Source organism: Novosphingobium sp. BL-S-34 (genome assembly GCF_056857015.1).
In genome coordinates this window covers 1,697,172-1,714,939 of record NZ_CM166472.1, presented here as the reverse complement: position 1 = coordinate 1,714,939, position 17,768 = coordinate 1,697,172, and the positions used below count along the sequence as shown (strand labels likewise).

General features: G+C 67.0%; 16 protein-coding genes and 1 tRNA gene. 7 read left to right on the top strand and 10 right to left on the bottom strand.

Features of this window, described 5'->3' with window-relative positions:
* Window positions 1-24: 24 nt before the first annotated feature.
* The 4 genes from AC1VV3_RS08135 to AC1VV3_RS08120 form a co-directional block, all read right to left on the bottom strand.
* On the bottom strand, window positions 25-552 hold the full coding sequence (locus tag AC1VV3_RS08135; protein ID WP_132264743.1) for a GNAT family N-acetyltransferase: 528 nt from the start codon (window positions 550-552) through the stop codon (window positions 25-27).
* 4 nt (window positions 553-556) lie between these two features.
* Entirely contained in the window at window positions 557-1,603 is a 1,047-nt protein-coding gene (locus AC1VV3_RS08130; RefSeq protein WP_482961507.1) for a homocysteine S-methyltransferase family protein, read from the bottom strand.
* Window positions 1,604-1,716: 113 nt separating this feature from the next.
* The gene (metF, locus tag AC1VV3_RS08125; protein WP_134094668.1) at window positions 1,717-2,619 is read right to left on the bottom strand and encodes a methylenetetrahydrofolate reductase [NAD(P)H]; all 903 of its coding nucleotides are present in this window, start codon (window positions 2,617-2,619) and stop codon (window positions 1,717-1,719) included.
* Window positions 2,616-3,620 carry an ArsR/SmtB family transcription factor gene (locus tag AC1VV3_RS08120; RefSeq protein WP_431566794.1) on the bottom strand — a complete coding sequence of 335 codons (1,005 nt, stop codon included), beginning with the start codon at window positions 3,618-3,620 and terminating at the stop codon, window positions 2,616-2,618. The genes metF and AC1VV3_RS08120 overlap by 4 nt, the downstream gene beginning before the upstream one ends.
* Before the next feature lie 168 nt (window positions 3,621-3,788).
* Here AC1VV3_RS08120 and AC1VV3_RS08115 point away from each other — a divergent pair, with 168 nt between their 5' ends.
* A complete protein-coding gene (locus AC1VV3_RS08115) occupies window positions 3,789-3,962 on the top strand; it encodes a hypothetical protein (RefSeq protein WP_021232409.1) in 174 nt (57 codons plus the stop codon).
* Window positions 3,963-4,275: 313 nt separating this feature from the next.
* Here AC1VV3_RS08115 and AC1VV3_RS08110 read toward each other — a convergent pair whose 3' ends face one another.
* Entirely contained in the window at window positions 4,276-4,518 is a 243-nt protein-coding gene (locus tag AC1VV3_RS08110) for a hypothetical protein (RefSeq protein ID WP_132264751.1), read from the bottom strand.
* A 292-nt stretch (window positions 4,519-4,810) separates the two neighbouring features.
* Here AC1VV3_RS08110 and AC1VV3_RS08105 point away from each other — a divergent pair.
* From AC1VV3_RS08105 to AC1VV3_RS08095, 3 genes are all read left to right on the top strand, one after another.
* A tRNA-Ala gene (locus AC1VV3_RS08105) sits at window positions 4,811-4,886 on the top strand.
* A gap of 198 nt (window positions 4,887-5,084) precedes the next feature.
* Window positions 5,085-6,266 (top strand): benzoate/H(+) symporter BenE family transporter, encoded by a 1,182-nt coding sequence (locus AC1VV3_RS08100; protein ID WP_482961506.1) that lies wholly within the window; start codon window positions 5,085-5,087, stop codon window positions 6,264-6,266.
* 32 nt (window positions 6,267-6,298) lie between these two features.
* Window positions 6,299-7,648, top strand: coding sequence for a glutamate--tRNA ligase (locus AC1VV3_RS08095; protein ID WP_482961505.1), 1,350 nt, complete (start codon window positions 6,299-6,301; stop codon window positions 7,646-7,648).
* 85 nt (window positions 7,649-7,733) lie between these two features.
* On the opposite strand, the gene AC1VV3_RS08090 is transcribed toward AC1VV3_RS08095, so the two are convergent.
* From AC1VV3_RS08090 to AC1VV3_RS08080, 3 genes are all read right to left on the bottom strand, one after another.
* Complete coding sequence (locus AC1VV3_RS08090) at window positions 7,734-8,516, bottom strand: 3-hydroxybutyrate dehydrogenase (protein ID WP_134094663.1); 783 nt, start codon at window positions 8,514-8,516, stop codon at window positions 7,734-7,736.
* 4 nt (window positions 8,517-8,520) lie between these two features.
* Window positions 8,521-9,711, bottom strand: coding sequence for a patatin-like phospholipase family protein (locus AC1VV3_RS08085; protein WP_482961504.1), 1,191 nt, complete (start codon window positions 9,709-9,711; stop codon window positions 8,521-8,523).
* A gap of 105 nt (window positions 9,712-9,816) precedes the next feature.
* A complete protein-coding gene (locus AC1VV3_RS08080) occupies window positions 9,817-12,567 on the bottom strand; it encodes a [protein-PII] uridylyltransferase (protein ID WP_132264761.1) in 2,751 nt (916 codons plus the stop codon).
* A 232-nt stretch (window positions 12,568-12,799) separates the two neighbouring features.
* Here AC1VV3_RS08080 and lgt point away from each other — a divergent pair, with 232 nt between their 5' ends.
* The 3 genes from lgt to AC1VV3_RS08065 all read left to right on the top strand — a co-directional run bounded on the left by lgt (window position 12,800) and on the right by AC1VV3_RS08065 (window position 15,443).
* A complete protein-coding gene (lgt, locus tag AC1VV3_RS08075; RefSeq protein ID WP_482961503.1) occupies window positions 12,800-13,702 on the top strand; it encodes a prolipoprotein diacylglyceryl transferase in 903 nt (300 codons plus the stop codon).
* A 10-nt stretch (window positions 13,703-13,712) separates the two neighbouring features.
* Window positions 13,713-14,780, top strand: coding sequence for a class I SAM-dependent methyltransferase (locus tag AC1VV3_RS08070; RefSeq protein WP_314464971.1), 1,068 nt, complete (start codon window positions 13,713-13,715; stop codon window positions 14,778-14,780).
* A 105-nt stretch (window positions 14,781-14,885) separates the two neighbouring features.
* Entirely contained in the window at window positions 14,886-15,443 is a 558-nt protein-coding gene (locus AC1VV3_RS08065) for a DUF2306 domain-containing protein (protein WP_243654151.1), read from the top strand.
* 64 nt (window positions 15,444-15,507) lie between these two features.
* Here the strand turns inward: AC1VV3_RS08065 and AC1VV3_RS08060 are convergent, their stop codons facing one another.
* Both AC1VV3_RS08060 and AC1VV3_RS08055 read right to left on the bottom strand, forming a co-directional pair.
* Window positions 15,508-17,295, bottom strand: a complete 1,788-nt coding sequence (locus AC1VV3_RS08060; protein WP_482961502.1) for a bifunctional metallophosphatase/5'-nucleotidase — start codon at window positions 17,293-17,295, stop codon at window positions 15,508-15,510.
* Window positions 17,296-17,357: 62 nt separating this feature from the next.
* Window positions 17,358-17,768: a metallopeptidase family protein gene (locus tag AC1VV3_RS08055; RefSeq protein ID WP_482961501.1), complete on the bottom strand. Its 411-nt coding sequence runs from the start codon at window positions 17,766-17,768 to the stop codon at window positions 17,358-17,360.

Here is a 17,768-nt window from a genome sequence, read left to right as displayed (position 1 = left end):
TCGTTGAATCAGTTGGCCAGCGAATCAGTTCGCTAAATTGAGCGCGAGCACGAAATCGTCGTAGGTCTTGCCGCCCACGTCGAAAGTCCGGGTGCCGATCGTTTCGAAGCCGTGCTTGGCGTAGAAGGCGAGGGCGCGGTGATTGTCGTTCTTCACGCCCAGCAGCAGCCGGGAGTGGCTGGTCGCGGCAGCCTCGCGCACGATCCGCATCATGGTGCCGGCCATCATCGAACCCTGGAAGCGCGAGAACAGATAGATGCGCTTGAGTTCGAGGTCGCCTTCACCCGCCAGTTCCAGTTCGGGCCGGCAGAGCAGGGCATAGCCGACCGGGGCATGGCCCGGTTCGACTTCGGCCAGCCAGGCCCGCGCGCCATTGGCCAGGTATTTGCGGTAGTTCTCGGCCGAATGCTGCTTGAGGCAGTGCGCGACGATGCCCGCGCCGTCGACGAGGCCGGCGAAGCTCTCGAGGAACGTCGCGGCGGCCACGAGGGACAGCGCATCGGCATCGTCGGCGCCCGCCGGGCGAATGCGCCAGATAGGAAATTCGGTCATCCCGTCAGCCGACCATGGTGAAAGGTTCAAGGCCGGCAAGGCGCGTGACCGGGGCCAGGGCGGGCAGGTGGCGCGGGGGCAGGCCCGCCACTGTCCGCGCCATGGCGGCGATGTGGTCCGGCGTGGAGCCGCAGCAGCCGCCCAGCACGTTGACTTGTCCCGCCACGGCCCATTCGCCCACGAAGCCCGCGGTGGTCTCGGGCATTTCGTCGTAGGCGCCCAGTTCGTTGGGCAGGCCGGCGTTGGGATAGATCATGATCAGCGTGTCGGCGAGTTCGGACAGCGTCTTCACATGCGGGCGAAGCTGGGTGGCGCCGAACGAGCAGTTGAGCCCGATCGTCACCGGCCGGGCATGGCGCACCGCGTGCCAGAAGGCTTCCACCGTATGGCCGGAAAGGTTGCGGCCCGACAGGTCGGTCAGCGTCATGGACATCATGATCGGCACTTCGCGGCCCAGTTCGGCTTCGAGGTGGCGCACGGCCATGATCCCGGCCTTGGCGTTGAGCGTGTCGAACACGGTCTCGATCAGGATGAAGTCCGCGCCGCCTTCCACGAGGGCCGCGGCCTGTTCCTTGTAGACGTCGACCAGCTCGTCCCAGTCGATCTCGCGGTAGCCGGGATCGTTGACGTCGGGGCTGAGCGAGAGCGTCTTGTTCGTCGGCCCGATCGCGCCGGCCACGAAGCGGGGGCGGCCGTCCCTGGCCTGGTACTCGTCGGCCAGGCGGCGGGCGAGCTTGGCCGATTCGACGTTGATCTCGCGCACGAGGTGCTCGGCGCCGTAGTCGGCCTGGCTGATGCGGTTGGCCGAGAAGGTGTTGGTCTCGGCAATGTCGGCCCCGGCCTCGAAATAGGCGCGGTGGATCGATTCCGGCACCTCGGGCTTGGTCAGCGCGAGGATGTCGTTGTTGCCCTTCTGGTCATGGGTAAGGCCGAGGTTGCCGGCATAGTCCGCTTCGCTGAGCTTCCAGCGCTGGATTTCGGTGCCGAAGGCGCCGTCCGTGATGAGGATGCGCTTGGCGGCTTCGGCGAGGAACTGTTCTCTGGCACTCATGGTTTTCGTCCTTACTCACCCGCACTCGGGGCCGGTTGTTCCGGGTCCGCTTCGGGCCGATCGCGCCTTGCTGCACGAACGGCCCGGAGACAAGCCTGCATGCTCGTCCGCGTTCAGGCGCCCGGTTTCGGACGCAGGCCGAGGAGCTGGCAGATCGCATAGGCCTGCTCGGCGCGGTTGAGCGTGTAGAAGTGAAGATCGCGCACGCCGCCTTCATAGAGCCTGCGGCACAAGTCTGCAGCGGCGACCGCGGCGACCAACGCGCGCGGGCCGGGGCGCTCGTCCAGGCCCTCGAACATGGTTTCGAGCCAGCCCGGGATCTCCGTATTTCCCGACATGCGGCGGATCGCGGCGAAGCTCGTCACCGGCATGATGCCGGGCAGGATCGGCGCGGAGATGCCTGCGGCCAGCACTTTGTCGAGGAATCGGAAATAGGCGTCGGTCGAGAAGAAGAACTGCGTAATCGCGCGATTCGCACCGGCATCCAGCTTGCGTTTCAGGTTGTCGAGGTCGGCATCGGCGCTTGCCGCTTCCGGATGGACTTCGGGGTAGGCCGCCACCGAAATGTCGAAATCGTGCCGTGCCTTCAGGCCCGCGACGAGGTCGGCGGCGCCGGCATAGCCCTGCGGGTGCGGGGTGAAGACACCGCCGCTGCTCGGCGGCGGATCGCCGCGCAGGGCGACGATGTGGCGTACGCCGGCCTCCCAGTACTGGTCGGCGATCTCGGCGATCTCGTCCTTGCTCGCGCCCACGCAGGTCAGGTGGGCGGCAGGGACCAGCTGCGTCTCGCGAACCAGCCGGGAAACGGTGGAGTGCGTGCGCTCACGCGTGGAACCGCCGGCGCCATAAGTCACCGAGACGAAGCTGGGGTCGAGCGGCGCAAGCTGGGTGATCGCGTCCCAGAGCTGTTCCTCCATCTTCTCCGTCTTGGGCGGGAAGAACTCGAAGGAAACGGAAATGTCGCCCGGCAGGTCCTCGAAAAGCGGGGCTGAGACCGGTCGTTCGGCGAAAGTCATGGGAGTTCGGTCTTTCTGTCTTGAGTCTCGGGGTTCTCGAAGGGTTCGGCAGCGGGCAGGCGCCGCGCCGTCCATATCTTTACGGTCAGCGCATCGCTGGGCAGCGCCACCGGCGGTTCCGGCGCGAAGCCCGCGTCGGTCAGCAGCGTCTCCATTTGCTCGTCGGCGAAACCGAGGCGGGCGTGGGCGTGGCGCTCGCGAAGATCTTCGCGTTCGTGCGCGGCGAAATCGACCACGGCGATGCGCCCGCCCTCGCGCGTGACGCGGGCGGCTTCGGTCAGGACGATGCCGGGGGCCTGTGCATAGTGGAGCACCTGGTGGAACAGCACGGTGTCGAAACTGGCAGGTACGAAGGGCAGGGCGGTGAAGTCGCCCTGCAGCAACGAAACCTTGTCCGCTGGCAAAGATTGCAACCGTGCACGAGCAATTCGCAACATGTCCGGGCTCTTGTCGAGCGCGGTGACGTGGCCGGCCTTGCCCGCGAGCAGCTCGGCCATGCGTCCGGTGCCGGTGCCGACATCGAGCAGCGCACCCAGCTTCTGGCGTCCGAAGGCGGCGAGCAGTGCCGATTCGACCGGGCCATCCGCGCCATGAAGCTGGCGCAGCGAATCCCATTCTTCGGCATGGCTGGCGAAGTAGGCCTGGGCGCTGGCCTCGCGGGCCTCTCGAATCGCGGCAAGCTGGCGGCGATCCTCGTTGCAGCGCGCCGAAAAGGCCGGATCGTCGCGTTCGGCAATGGCAAGGAGCTGTGCGGCGGCGGCGCCCATCGGCGGCTCGCTTTTTTCCTTCACGGCCGTGCGCAGGAAGACCCAGCTACCTTCCTTGCGGCGCTGGGCGAGGCCCGCGTCGCACAGGATCTTGACGTGGCGGGACACTCTCGGCTGGCTCTGCCCGAGCACTTGCGCCAGCTCTCCGACCGCCAGTTCCATGTGTGCGAGCAGACGCATGATGCGTAGCCGCGTCGGCTCGGAAAGAGCCCTCAGAAGGGGGTCGATTTGCATGGTCTGGCATATAAAGATATCTTTATATGTGTGCAAGCCCTAGGATTTCTGCGGATTTCCGGCCCCTTACTTCCCGTTTGCGTTGCACCATTGTCTCGTCTAAAGAATGGCACCGCAGGCTTGCCTGCAAGCGTTGGCCTGTGCGCCAAACAATGCAAGGGGATTCGCATGAAGAAGATTGCTTTTGCCGCGTTCGCGTCGGCTGCCGCTCTGTCGCTCGCTGCTTGCGGTGGCGAAAAGCCCACCGAAGCTGCTACCGAGTCGGTTGAGACCCTGCCCGAGGAAACTCTGGCTGCTACCACCGAAGCGGCTACCGAAGAAGCCACCGCGGCTGCCGAGTAATCGGTTCGGGGGCCGCGCACCGACCTTCTTGGTCTGCCGGCCCCCAGTTGCTTTCCGCCTCTCTTGGAAATCAAGAGGGATCACGGAAAGTCCGTCCGAGACGGAAAAAGCCCTCCCCTCCGGGAGGGTTTTTTATTTGCCCGCACCGCGAAGGCGCGTTTGCCCTGGGCGAGAGGCATTTTGCACAGCATTATTTGCATGGCTGCGCTGCCCGATTCGTGCACGCCTCACTCCATTTCGCCCGATTTTTCAGGCCGACGCTCGGGAGCCCGCAGCGAAAAACCCGCCTTGGAAACTCCCGGCGACATTCAGGTCACGGGCACTTGGTGAACTGACCCTTCTTGGCGCCCGAACTGAAGCGGCACTTGCCGTCCGTGCCCTTGACCACGCCGGGCGTGACTTTGGCGGTGGTGACTTTGGTGGTGGTCTTCTTGGTCGTCACGGTCTTGCAGGGCACGAACTTGCCCTGCGCATCGCGGCAGGAATTGGCTGCCAGTGATGGGGTGGCTGCCAGAACGCCGATTGCCGCGGCGACGGTCATCAACTTGCGAATCATGATCGCTCTCCCTTTCGCACCTTCGCACAATGCCTCTGTACTTGCCTGCGCCGGGCGAGATGTCGCCCGTATGAACCTGGCCATCTGAACCTTTACGTGCCGCCGGACGGCTGTGCCCGCCCCGCTGCCGGTCGGCGCTTCCGCGCTCTTCGTTTCATGACCATTCGAACAACTTTCGAAACCCGTGAATGTTTCTCTTGTCAGATCGAAAAAGCCGATCTAGAGGGCTGCCTCCCACGCCGCTGCGCGCGGGACCGGATCGCCCGCCCAGGTGCGATCCGCTGAAATGGACGGGGCCTTAGCTCAGCTGGGAGAGCGCCTGCATGGCATGCAGGAGGTCAGCGGTTCGATCCCGCTAGGCTCCACCATTTCCCCGCGACATTCGCGAACTTCCCGATTTATCAGAGAGATGCTGTCAGGCCCATTGCCTGTCCGATGCTCATTGCCTGCCGGTTTCGCGAGAAGCGCGGACGGGGTGCAGGCCATCGGGGTCCGGCAATGACGCTGCACTGCAGGGCCGGGCCCAAGGTCTTCCCATCCCGGACAAACCTGCCCATAGCACCGCCATGCTTTCCCGTGTTTCTGCGTCATTGCCGCCGCTCGCTTCCTGGACTTCCGCGTTGATCGCCGCCCTGATCGGGTTCGGGGGTACCGTTGCCCTGGTGGTTCAGGCCATGCAGGCGCTGGGGGCCGAGGCCGGGCAGGTCGGTTCGGCGGTGACGGCGCTTTGCCTCGGCATTGCGGTGGCCGGGGCGATTCTCTCGCTGGGGACGCGCATGCCGGTGGTGCTGGCGTGGTCGACGCCGGGTGCGGCTCTGCTGGCCGCGAGCAACGGCGGCGCGGCCTGGCCGGTCGCGATCGGCGCCTTCATGGCGGCGGCGGCGCTGATGTGCCTGCTGGGGCTGGTGCCCGCACTCGGGCGGCTGGCCGCGCGCATCCCCGCCTCGGTGGCTTCGGCCATGCTTGCAGGAGTGCTGCTGCCGTTCTGCCTCCAGCTGTTCCGCACCCTGGAAACCGACGCGCTGCTGGTCGTGGTCCTGCTGCTGGTCTTCGTCATCGCCCGACAGCGTTTTCCGCTCTATGCCTTGCTGCTGGTGCTCGTCTCGGGCGTGGCGGTCGTACTGACGCGCGGTGATGTCGCCGGATTCGCGCCTCGCTCGCTGATCGGCGGGCTGGAGCCGGTCATGCCCGCTTTCGACCTAAAGGCCGTGGCCAGCATCGGCGTTCCGCTGTTCCTCGTCACGCTGGTCTCGCAGAACCTGCCCGGCCTCGTCGTGCTGCGGACCGCCGGTTACGAGCCTCGGCCGCAGCCCCTGCTGCTGGGCACGGGGCTGGCGACGATGCTGCTTGCGCCGTTCGGCGCCCACGGCGTCAACCTGGCGGCCATCACCGCGGCGATCTGCACCAGCTCCGACGCTCACCCGGATCAGGCGCGCCGCTGGACGGTGGGGTTGATCTACGCCGGGTGCTACCTGGCCCTGGCGCTGTTCTCCGCGCCGCTCGTGCAGTTCTTCCTGACCATGCCCAAGGCCTCCATCGCCGCGTTCACCGGCATCGCCCTGATCGCGCCACTGTCGGGTGCGGTCGAGAACATGCTCATCGAGAAGACCGAGCGCGATGCCGCGATCCTGACTTTCGCGGCGACGGCGTCCGGCGTTTCGCTGCTCGGCATCGGCTCGGCGTTCTGGGGGCTGCTGGCCGGCGTTGCCGCCCTGGCGGCCAAGGCGGTTTTCGCGCGCCGAAATTGACCTCCCGGCCGGCCCGCCGTAACGCGCGGGACATGACCGTAACCCGCTTCGCTCCCTCGCCCACCGGGCACCTCCACGTCGGCAATATCCGCACGGCGCTGCACAACTGGCTGCTGGCACGAAAAGGTGCCGAGGGGCAGGCGGGCGGCCGGTTCCTGCTGCGCATCGACGACACCGACGCCGCGCGCTCGAAGGAGGAATATGTCGAGGGCATCCGCGCCGACTTGTCCTGGCTCGGCATCGCCTGGAGCGGCGAGGAGCGCCAGTCGGCCCGTTTCGCGCTTTACGAGCGGGAATTCGAGAAGCTGAAGGCCGCCGGGCGCGTCTATCCTTGCTGGGAAACGCCGCAGGAACTGGAGCTTAAGCGCAAGGTCCTTCTCGGCCGCGGCCTGCCGCCGATCTACGATCGCGGCGCCCTGGCCTTGTCCGAAGCGGAGAAGGCGGCGCGAATCGCCAGCGGCGACCTGCCGCACTGGCGCTTCCTGCTCGACCGGGACGAACCCATCGTCTGGGAAGACGGCATTCGCGGCCCCCAGAAGTTCGATGCCGCGCAGATGAGCGACCCGGTGATTCGCCGCGCCGACGGTTCCTGGCTCTACATGCTGCCCTCGGCCATCGACGACGTGGACATGGGCGTCACCCAGATCCTGCGCGGCGAGGATCACGTCTCCAACACCGCGGCGCAGGTCCAGATGTTCACCGCGCTCGGCGCGCCGGTCCCCGCTTTTGCGCACGAGGCGCTGCTGGTGGGTACCGAAGGCAAGCTGTCCAAGCGCCTCGGCTCGCTGGGTGTCGCGCATTTCCGGGAAATCGGCATCGAGCCGCAGGCCGTCGTGGCGCTGCTCGGGCGCCTTGGCACCAGCGATCCGGTCGATCCCGCGCTGGATGCGGAAGCACTGGCGGCGGCCTTCGATCTTTCCCGCTTCGGACGCGCGCCCGCCCGTTTCGACGAGGTGGAACTGCAGCGGGTCAATGCCGCCGTGGTCCATGCGCTGCCTTTCGAGGCCGTCTCCGACCGGCTCCCGGAGGAAATGGACGCCGGGGCATGGGAAACGATTCGCCCCAACCTGTCATATGTGCACGAGGCGGCCGACTGGTGGACCGTGGTGATCGGCCCGATCGAGGTGCCCGCGCTGGCCGAGGAAGACCGCGCCTATCTGGCCGAGGCGGTCGCCGTACTGTCGAAGCTCGAATGGAGCGACGGGGCGTGGAAGGCGCTGACCGGGGCGCTCAAGGATGCCACCGGGCGCAAGGGCAAGGGGCTGTTCCTGCCGCTGCGCCTGGCGCTGACGGGGATGGAGCATGGGCCTGACATGGGCGCGCTCCTGCCGCTGATCGGGCGCGAAGAGGCTCTGGCGCGGCTCAAGGTCGTGGCAGGCTGAGGAAATAAAGAAGGTCTGGGGGATGATCCCCCAGACCCTCGGAATGGGTTCGCCGCGCGCCGCCTGACGCGGTGCGATCCTTGCGTTACTCCATGAACCATCCGTGGCTCGCCACCAGCGACTGCCCGGTGAGCGCGTTGGTCTGGAACCCTGCGAAGAACAGCGCCACTTCGGCGATGTCGTCCACGGTGGTGAATTCGCCGTCGACGGTCTGGCCCAGCATCACCCGGCTGACGACTTCGTCCTCGGAAATGCCGAGTTCCCTGGCCTGTTCGGGGATCTGCTTGTCCACCAGGGGCGTGCGCACGAAGCCGGGGCAGATCACGTTCGAACGGACGCCCTTCTTGCCGCCTTCCTTGGCGATCACGCGCGCCAGGCCGAGCAAGCCGTGCTTGGCGGTGACATAGGCGGATTTCAGCGGGCTCGCTTCCTTCGAATGGACCGAACCCATGAAGATGATCGAGCCGGAATTCTGCGCGTACATGTGCGGCAGCACGGCCTTGGAGGTGAGGAAGGCGCCGTCGAGGTGGATGGCCAGCATCTTCTTCCAGTCGGAGAAGGCGAACTGGTCCACCGGATTGACGATCTGGATGCCGGCATTGGAAACCAGCACGTCCACGGTGCCCCAGGCCTCTACCACCTTGGCGACGCCGGCATTCACCTGATCCTCGCTGGTCACGTCCATGGCGACGGCGAGAGCGGCAGTGCCGTACTTGGCCTCGATCTCGTCGGCCGCCTTCTGCGCGGCGTCTATGTTGAGGTCGGCGATAGCCACTTTCCCGCCCTCGGCCGCGTACTTGTGGGCGATGGCATTGCCGATTCCGCTGGCGGCGCCAGTGACGATGCAGGCCTTGTCCTTCAGTTTCATCTACCTACTCCTCATTGTTCGATCCCTGGGGGTGCCTGGGCCGGCGCTTGCCTGCGAGGTCGAATGTCATGATTTCGTCGGGCTTGAGGCGGCGTCCGGTCCAGCGGCCGTCACGCAGGGAAAAATGCGCGTCCGCCTTGCCGGCTTCCCAGTGCTCGGTCACCGTCATGCGCGAGAACTCGTAGTCCTTCGACATGGTTTCATAGCCGCGCGGGCGGTTGATGAGGTGGAGGACCGCCACCGCGCCGGCGGGGCGGCAGCCCAGCAACTGGCGCAAGTCCGGGTCGTCCTGCAGTTCGGGCGGCAGCTTGTGGCAAAGCCGCTGAGCCGCAGCGCGCATGTCCTGGAGGCGCTTGGACAAGTCCGTGTTCAGGCGCGTGCGGCTGGAGAAGCGGATGTCCTTCTCGCGCTGGGCGATGTCGGCCATGGTCTTGGGCACGGCCCCTCGCGAGGGGAAGAGGTCGACCTGGAACACCGTCATTTCGCAAGGGCTGCGGTTGTCGAGCACGTATTGCAGCGGCGTGTTGGAGACGAGGCCGCCGTCCCAGTACCACTCGCCGTCGATCTCCACCGGGGGGAAGCCGGGAGGCAGGGCGCCGCTGGCCATGATATGCTCGGGGCCGATCTTGCGGTCGCTGGTGCCGGATCCCCTGGCATTGTCGAAATAGGCGAAGTTGCCCGTCATCATGTTCACCGCGCCGACCGAGAAGCGGGTCTCGCCGTGGTTGATGCGGTCGAAATCGACGAGGTCGAGCAGGGTCTGCCGCAAGGGGGTGGTGTCGTAGAAGCTGAGACGGCCGATTTCGTCAGGCCATTCCGGCAGAGGCGTGGGAATGCGCGGCGTGAAGAAGCCGGGGACGCCGAACGTCGCGGCCCAGGCGGCCGCAGTCTCGTTGAAGGCGCGGCGGGCGAAGCCGTTGCCCACGTCCAGCCGGTAGAGCAGCTCGTGGCTTACGCCGTCCCAGAAGCTGCGCAGTTTGCCGACCCGCTCTTCGGGCGCGTTGCCGGCGATGATCGCCGCGTTGATCGCGCCGATCGAGATGCCGGCTACCCAGTCCGGCGCGTGGCCCTCTGCGGCCAGCGCCTCGTAGACACCGGCCTGGTAGGCCCCAAGAGCGCCCCCGCCCTGCAGGACGAGCACCGACTGCGGGGCGTCGGAAGACGAAGACGAAACGGCAGCGCTTTCGGCATTCATGGGCAGGGTCCTGCGCATGGGGATGTTGCGATGCAACAAGTGGGACCGTTGGGCCGGGCTTTCAATAGTTTATTCGGGGGGGATCTGGTGAGCGCCGCAACCTCGTCACGCCGCCACTTCGCTCAGGCTCCCTTCGCTCGCCGCTTCGAGCAGGCGGCGCTCCAGGGCCTTGATCCGGCTGGAGGACGTCAGTTTCTCGCCGAGCAGATCGGTGACGTAGAAGGTATCCGCCGCGCGCTCGCCATACGTGGCGATGTGGGCGGAGTGGACCATGAGCTTCGATTCGAACAGCGCATGGGCCAGCCGGTTGAGCAGCGCCGGACGGTCGCGGGCGTTCACTTCGACCACGGTGAGGCGGTTGGAGGCCTTGTTGTCCACCAGCACGCGCGGGCGCACGTCGAAGGCATCGGCGCGGGGCCGCGCATCGGGGCGGGCCACGAGTTGCGGCAGGATCTTGATGCGGTTGGCCAGCGCGTTCTCGATCGAGGAGCGCAGGCGGGCGAGCTGGGTCTCTTCCATGAAGGGCCGGCTGAGCGGGTCCTGAACCAGGAAGTTGTCCACCGCGCGGCCGGTGCGCGTCGTGTGGATGCGGGCATCGATGATGTTGCCGCCGGCCAGGTGGATGCCGCCGGCGATGCGGTAGAACAGGCCGGGATGGTCCGAGGCGATGACGGTGACGAGCGTCGCGCCGCGCGCCGGATAGTACTCGGTCGCGATCGAAAGCGGCTCTTCCTGCGAGGCGTGGAACTGCGCCAGGTTCTTGATGATGACGTCTTCGGGTTCGGCGATCCAGTAGGCATCGGCGAACTGGGTGCCGAGTTCGTCGACCAGCGCGGCATTCTCGGCGGCGCTGTCGGCGACGATGGCCTTCTTGGCGGCCACGCGCTTTTCGCGGCCGAACTCGACGTGGCCAAGGCGCAGGCGTTCCTCGGTGGCACCGTAGAGTTCGCCGATGAGCTGGCGCTTCCATGAATTCCAGGTGCCGGGCCCCACCGCGCGAATGTCGACGATGGTGAGGAGCGTCAACTGGCGCAGGCGGTCCACCGATTGCACGAGTTCGACGAAATCGGTGATCGTCTTGGCGTCGGACAAGTCGCGCTTGAAGGCGGTGGCGGACAGGATGAGGTGGTGCAGCACCAGCCAGGACACCAGCTCGGTCTCCTCCTCGTCCAGCCCGAAGCGCGGGCAGAGCTTCAGCGCGATCTCGGCGCCGATCTCGGAGTGGTCGCCGCCGCGGCCCTTGGCGATGTCATGCAGCAGCACCGAGGCATAGAGCGCGCGGCGCGAGCGGACCTTGTGGATGATCTCGTGGCTGAGCGGATGGTCCTGCTTCAGCTCGCCCTTCTCGATGCGGGCGAGCAGCCCGATGGCGCGGATGGTGTGTTCGTCCACCGTGTAGTGGTGGTACATGTCGAACTGCATCTGCGCGTTGACGCGGCCGAATTCGGTGACGAATCGGCCGAAGACGCCCGCCTCGTTGAACGAGCGCAGCGCCACTTCGGGATTGTTGCGGCTGGTGAGCAGTTCCATGAACAGCTCGTTGGCGCGCGGGTCGCGGCGCACGTCCTCGCGGATGAGGGCGGCATCGCGCGAGACGAGGCGCATGGTCTCGGGATGGATCTCCAGGCCTTCGCGGTCGGCGATGACGAAGATCTCGATCAGGCGCACGGGATCGGCCTCGAACCAGGTCTCGCCCGGTGCCATGATGCGGCCGCCGAAGACCTTGTAGCCCTTCAGCGTGCGCGGACGGGCGCGGAAGCCCGCCAGCAGCCCGCGCGGCTGGCGCTTGGCGAACTGGTCGTCGAGCTGGGCCAGGAACACGCCGGTGAGGGTGCCGACCATCTTCGCCTGGAGGAAGAACATCTGCATGAACCGTTCGACCGCGCTCTTTCCGGGGCGGTCGGAATAGTTCATCCGCGCCGCAACTTCGCGCTGAAGGTCGAAAGTCAGGCGATCCTCGGCGCGGCGGGTGATCGTGTGGAGGTGGCAGCGCACCGCCCAGAAGAAGTTCTCGGCCCGGCGGAAGGCGCGGTATTCCTTGTGAGTGAGCAGGCCCACGTCCACCAGTTCGCTGGGGTCGCGCACTTTGTGGATATATTTGCCGATCCAGTAGAGCGTGTGCAGATCGCGCAGGCCCCCCTTGCCCTCCTTCACATTGGGTTCGACCACGTAGCGGCTGTCGCCCATGCGCTTGTGGCGTTCCTCGCGCTCGGCCAGCTTCTCGACCACGAACTGGCGCTCGGTCCCGGCGACGACATCCTTCCAGAACCGCGCGCGGACTTCCTCGTAGAGGTCCTGGTCGCCCCAGACGTAGCGGCCTTCCAGCATGGCGGTGCGAATGGTGAGGTCCGAGCGGCTCATGCGGACCATGTCGTCCACCGAGCGGCTGGAATGGCCGATCTTGAGCCCCAGGTCCCAGAGGAAATAAAGCATCGCCTCGATCACCTGCTCGCACCAGGCGGTCTGCTTGATCGGGGTGAGGAAGGCGAGGTCGACGTCGGAATGGGGCGCCATCTCGCCGCGTCCATAGCCGCCCACGGCGATGATCGACAAGCGTTCGCCCTTGGAGCGGTTCATCGCCGGATAGACGTGCGTGGAGACGTGATCGTGGATCACCCGCAGCAGCTGGTCCACCAGATAGGCTTGCGCTTCGGCCACCTCGTGCCCGGCGGAGGGCTTTTCCACGAGGCGGCGGGCGATTTCGGCCCGGCCCTGCTCCAGCGCCTCGCGCAGGAGTTCGACCACTTGCTTGCGGCCCTTGGCGGCCCCCGGACCGGCAACGACGGCTTCGATGGCCTCGACCAGCGCGCGGCGGTCGATCACGGAACGGGGCGAGGGAATGCGGATTACGCTCATGTCGGGCGATATCTAGACATTCAAAGGCTTGGGGGGAACAGCGACGTGTCGCATCCAGCAGATTTTGCGGCGTCCTGGGGGCGGCGACGCAAAATCCGGCCTACCATCGCCCCGCAGCCTATGCCAGAAGGCGCACAGCACGGGCGCCCAGCACCGCTGCACAAGCACGGGCGCCCAGCACCGCCGAGGCCGTCCGGCCCGGCGACCTTACGAGATTTACGAGGTCGAGCACTTGTCCCTGACAGCACTTGCCGCAGCCGCCGCCGCCGCCGAAGTTCACCAGCCGATCTACTGGGTCAACCTGGGCCTCAAGAACTACCTGTTCCGGATCGGCAGCTTCGAGCTGCGCTGGTATTCGCTGGCCTATCTGGCGGGCATCATGCTCGGCTACTGGCACCTTTCGCGCATGATCAAGGCGCCCGGCGCGCCGCTGGCGCAGCGCCATGCCGACGACCTGTTCTTCTACTGCACGATCGGCATCATCCTGGGCGGCCGCCTGGGCTATGCGACGTTCTACACCGGCGGCGACACCGGCATTCCCAGCCTCTGGTCCGATCCGGGCGCGCTCCTGTCGCTGTGGCACGGCGGCATGAGCTTCCACGGCGGCCTGATCGGCGTGCTGCTGGCGATGGCCTGGGTATCCTGGCGCGGCAAGCTCGATTTCCTGCGAGTGGCGGACTATATCGCGGTCTGCGTGCCGTTCGGCATGATGTTCGGCCGCCTTGCCAACTTCGTGAACGGCGAACTCTGGGGCCGCGTGGTCACTAACCCGAACCTGCCCTGGGCCATGGTCTTCCCCGATGCCGGCCCGCTGCCCCGCCATCCCAGCCAGCTCTATGAAGCCGGCCTGGAAGGCCTGGCGATGATCGTCATCATGCTCACCCTGTTCTGGAAGACGCGGGCACGGTTCCGCCCGGGCCTGCTGGTCGGCGTGTTCACCACCGGCATCGCCTGCGCGCGCTTCACCGTGGAGTTCTTCCGCGAGCCCGACGCCCAGCTTCAGGACTTCGCCGCGCGCACCGGCCTGTCGATGGGCCAGTGGCTGACGATCCCACTGATCCTGCTCGGCCTGCTGCTGGTCGCCCGCGCCCTGGCGAAGCCGGCGCTGGCCACCGTCCGTCCGGTCACCGCCTGATCCCGGCGCGATGACCGCAGACGATACCGGGGCGAGCGCCGAACCGCTCACGGCCATTTTCCGGCGCCTGATCGGGACTTACGGGCCGCTCTCCCTGCTGCACTACATGGGCGAATCGAACGCCCGGTACTATGCCGACAAGGACCCGCTCGGCACGGCGGGGGACTTCATCACGGCCCCGGAAATCAGCCAGATGTTCGGCGAACTCGTCGGGCTCTGGCTGGCCGACGTCTGGATGCGCGCGGGCAGCCCCGTGCCGGTCCACTATGTCGAGCTGGGTCCGGGCCGCGGCACCCTGGCGCGCGACGCGCTGCGCACGATGAAACGCGTGGGCCTCGATCCGCAGGTGCATTTCGTCGAAAGCTCCCGCGCGCTCAAGGCGCTCCAGGCCCAGGCCGTGCCGCAGGCGCAATGGCACGACGACCTCGGCACCGTTCCCACCGACGTGCCGCTGCTGGTGGTCGGCAACGAATTCCTCGATGCCCTGCCGGTTCGCCAGCTGGTCAGGACGGCCAAGGGCTGGCGCGAACGCATGGTCGACTGGGCGGAGGACCGCTTCCGTCCGGTCGCGGGGGAAAAGCCGATGGACGCCGCGGTTCCGGGCGTGCTGGCCGATGCCGAAGAAGGCACGCTGCTGGAGACATGCCCCGGCGCCGCTGCGGTCATGCAGGAGCTTTCCGGGCGGCTTGCGGCTCAGGGCGGCGCAGCGCTGCTGATCGATTATGGCTATGCCGAGCCGCAGACCGGCTCGACGCTTCAGGCGCTGCGGGCCCATGCCAAGGTCGATCCCTTCACGGCCCCGGGCGAGGCTGACCTTACCTGTCTGGTGGACTTCGCCGTCCTGGCCGAGATCGCGGTGAAAGAGGGCGCGACATGGCAGGGCACCGTGACGCAGGGCGCCTTCCTGCGCGCCTTGGGGATCGATCTGCGCGCCGCCAAGCTGGCCGCCGCGGCGCCGCATCATGCCGATACTATTCAAAGGGCGAAGGATCGGCTTATCAGCGATGAGCAGATGGGAAGCCTGTTCAAGGTCATGGGCGTAAGCGGGCCGCAATGGCCGCAAGGCGCCGGATTCTAGAACGCGGCAGTGCTTCGCAGGTCCGGCGAAGGGGGACGCCGGGCCGATGACGGCCGGGCCCGTCGCGGTGTGAGATCGGAACAGGGGTTCAACAGGGAAACGATCATGGCAGTGCAGGGGGCAGACATGGGCGAGGCGGCGATTGCGGGGGCAGGGCCTAAGCCTCCCAGAGGCCTGACGCCGCAGGACTTGCGCGGGCCGGACAGGCTGGAACGCGTGCTGGGGCTGCTGGCGCTGGTCATGCTGGGCTTCATCTTCGCTGCTCTGCTGCGCGGCCGGGACGAATGGGCGCGCGTGCCCTCGGTGGTCTGGGTCCATCTGGCCACCATCCTCGTCGCGCTGGTGCTGACGCCGGTGCTGCTGTGGCGCCGCCGGGGAGACGCACGGCACCGCGTCTACGGCTATGTCTGGAGCGGGGCGATGATGCTGACGGCGCTGGACAGCCTTTTCGTGCATTCGGGCGGGCCGGGCCGGTTCAGCCTGATCCACGTCCTTTCCGTGTTCGTGCTGGTCATGGTGCCGGTGCTCGTGCTGGCGGCAAGGCGGCACAACGGCGTCCGTCACCGCCGGACCGTTCGCGGCCTCATCATCGGCGCCCTGCTGATCGCGGGCTTCTTCACTTTCCCGTTCAACCGCCTGCTCGGCCACTGGCTGTTCGGCTGAGAAACGAAAAAGGGAGCAGGCATGGCCCGCTCCCTCTCGTTTTCCTGGACCCGGCCTCTGCCTTTCAGCGGGCTTCCGGCGTCCGGTCGTCCTCCGGCACCTTGCGCAGCGGCACGGCCGAGAGCCAGTCCTCCAGCGCTTCCAGGTCGATGGCCCCGCGCGTGCGCTCCGTGCCCTGGGCGAAGCCGCTGAAGCCGTCGCCGCCTTCGGCCAGGAAGTTCACCACGCTGACGCGGTAGCTCTTCGCCGGGTCGAGCGGCTTGCCGTCCAGAGTGATGCCGGTGATCCGCGCACCGGAGGGGCGGCGCATGTCGAAGGCCACGCGCATGCCCTGGCTGGGTGCCAGGATCTGCTTGTCGCCGCTATCGTCCAGCCCCTGCTCCAGGGTCGCGCGGATTTGCGCGCCGGTCAGCGACATCGTGACGATCTCGTTGTTGAACGGCTCCACCGCGTAGATCTGGCCGAACGTCACGGTGCCGTCGGCGGCGGGGATCAGCGAGGTGCGGATGCCGAACGGATTGAGGAAGGCGATCTGCGCGCCGGCCTTGCGGGTGGCGGCAAGCTGCGAATCCGCGATCAGGTTGCCCAGCGCGCCGCCCTTGCCAACGCCGTTTTCCTCTTCCTTGGCGAGCGGGCCGGAAAGGCGGCCGACCGGACGCGCGACCAGATGCAGCGAAGCGTCCTTGTAGCGCTGGATATAAGCGGCCACGTCTTCCCGCGGCTGGAACCGGGGGAAGGCGTCGGAATTCGGGACTTCGCCCTTGGCCGACTTGTAGGCCGGCGACTGGACGATGAGATTGCTCGCCCGGCGGCCGAGCAGCTTGTGCGTCACCGGATCGAACCGCAGCGTGATGTCGGTCACCAGCTTGCCGTAGACGCCCGCGCTGGTCAGCAGGATCGGGCCGGTCCGGGCATTGGCGCCGTAGTCGCAGACATAGGCCCAATGCGTGTGGCCCGAGACGACCACGTCCACGCCGGGGTTCAGGCGATCGAGGATGGGCTGGATATCGCCGGTCATCTCGTTGCAGCCGTTGGGATCGGGCGTGCCCGCCGTGCGGCCGCCCTGGTGGATCAGCACGACCACGGCATCGGCGCCGGCAGCCTTGAGCTGGCCTGCGGCGCGGTTGATGGTATCCGCCTCGTCCGCGAACTTCAGCCCGGCCACCCGGTCGGGCGCTACGAGGGTGGGCACGGACTTGAGCGAGAGGCCGACGAAGCCGACGGTGATCCGGTCCTTGCCTTCTCCGAAAGTCTTCACGCCGGTGGCGGGGAACAGCGGGGACCCGTCTGCCAGGGTGGTGCTGGCGGCCAGGTACTTGTAATTGGCGCCCTTGAACGGCTCCAGCTGGCACGGCTGGAGGCGCGTGTTCTTCTCGCACCCGCCGTTCTGCAGGCGGCGCAGTTCCTGCCAGCCGCGGTCGAATTCGTGGTTGCCCACCGCGTTGAATTCCACGCCGACGCGGTTCATCACGCCGACGGCCGGCTCGTCGAGATAGAGCGAGGAGGCGAGCTGCGAGGCGCTCGTGAGGTCACCCGCGGCCACGACGACGTTGTTGGCGTGACGGGCCTTGAGCGAATCCACGGCAGAGGCCAGCCAGGCGCCGCCGCCTGCGGGCACCGAGACTTCGTTGCCGTGGCCGTCGGGCGCGTCGACCGACTGGTTCGGCGGTTCGAGCGCGCCGTGGAAATCGTTGATCGCGATCACGCCGACTTCGATCGGCCCGGCCTGCCCGGAGGAGGCTGCCGGAGAGGCGGGCTGGCGGGTTCCGGGCGTGGTGGCGCAGCCGGCGAGCAGGGCGGCCATCAGCGAGGTGGTCAGCAGCGGAAGGCTGCGGGTGAAGGGGAGAGTCATGGCAGCGTCCTATCGGATCGTTTCATGACGGGGCAATGGCTTTTCCTCTCCCGCAGAGCAGATTACGCTTCATCCTCCAGCCCGTGCATGTCCTCGTCCGACAGGCCGAAATGATGGCCGACTTCATGCACCACCACATGAGTGACGAGGTCTTCCAGCGTCACCCCCGTCTCGCACCATTCGGCCAGCAGCGGTTGCCGGTAGAGCGTGATGCGCGGGCGGAATTCTCCGGCGACCCAGACCGATTCCTCGTCGAGCGGGCGGCCGTGGTAAAGGCCGGTCAGTTCCCAGGCGTCCTCCAGCCCCACGGCATGGAGGGTTTCCTCGTCCGCGAATTCCTCGACGTGGACGGAGATGCCTTCGAGGTGCCGGGCGAAGGGCTCGGGAATGCGCGCGAAGGCGGCATGGGCCAGCGCCTCGAAGACGGCGGGGCCGGGCGCATTGCCGAAACGGCCCGGGGTGGGAGAAGACAT

Excerpts from the sequence above, each read along its gene's own strand:
- metF (WP_134094668.1), bottom strand. The coding sequence starts at position 2,619 with ATGACTTTCGCCGAACGACCGGTCTCAGCCCCGCTTTTCGAGGACCTG.
- AC1VV3_RS08115 (WP_021232409.1), top strand. The coding sequence starts at position 3,789 with ATGAAGAAGATTGCTTTTGCCGCGTTCGCGTCGGCTGCCGCTCTGTCG.
- AC1VV3_RS08110 (WP_132264751.1), bottom strand. The coding sequence starts at position 4,518 with ATGATTCGCAAGTTGATGACCGTCGCCGCGGCAATCGGCGTTCTGGCA.
- AC1VV3_RS08135 (WP_132264743.1), bottom strand. The coding sequence starts at position 552 with ATGACCGAATTTCCTATCTGGCGCATTCGCCCGGCGGGCGCCGACGAT.
- AC1VV3_RS08070 (WP_314464971.1), top strand. The coding sequence starts at position 13,713 with ATGACCGCAGACGATACCGGGGCGAGCGCCGAACCGCTCACGGCCATT.
- AC1VV3_RS08060 (WP_482961502.1), bottom strand. The coding sequence starts at position 17,295 with ATGACTCTCCCCTTCACCCGCAGCCTTCCGCTGCTGACCACCTCGCTG.
- AC1VV3_RS08090 (WP_134094663.1), bottom strand. The coding sequence starts at position 8,516 with ATGAAACTGAAGGACAAGGCCTGCATCGTCACTGGCGCCGCCAGCGGA.
- AC1VV3_RS08100 (WP_482961506.1), top strand. The coding sequence starts at position 5,085 with ATGCTTTCCCGTGTTTCTGCGTCATTGCCGCCGCTCGCTTCCTGGACT.
- AC1VV3_RS08055 (WP_482961501.1), bottom strand. The coding sequence starts at position 17,768 with ATGTCTTCTCCCACCCCGGGCCGTTTCGGCAATGCGCCCGGCCCCGCC.
- AC1VV3_RS08130 (WP_482961507.1), bottom strand. The coding sequence starts at position 1,603 with ATGAGTGCCAGAGAACAGTTCCTCGCCGAAGCCGCCAAGCGCATCCTC.
- AC1VV3_RS08095 (WP_482961505.1), top strand. The coding sequence starts at position 6,299 with ATGACCGTAACCCGCTTCGCTCCCTCGCCCACCGGGCACCTCCACGTC.
- AC1VV3_RS08065 (WP_243654151.1), top strand. The coding sequence starts at position 14,886 with ATGGCAGTGCAGGGGGCAGACATGGGCGAGGCGGCGATTGCGGGGGCA.
- AC1VV3_RS08120 (WP_431566794.1), bottom strand. The coding sequence starts at position 3,620 with ATGCAAATCGACCCCCTTCTGAGGGCTCTTTCCGAGCCGACGCGGCTA.
- AC1VV3_RS08080 (WP_132264761.1), bottom strand. The coding sequence starts at position 12,567 with ATGAGCGTAATCCGCATTCCCTCGCCCCGTTCCGTGATCGACCGCCGC.
- AC1VV3_RS08085 (WP_482961504.1), bottom strand. The coding sequence starts at position 9,711 with ATGAATGCCGAAAGCGCTGCCGTTTCGTCTTCGTCTTCCGACGCCCCG.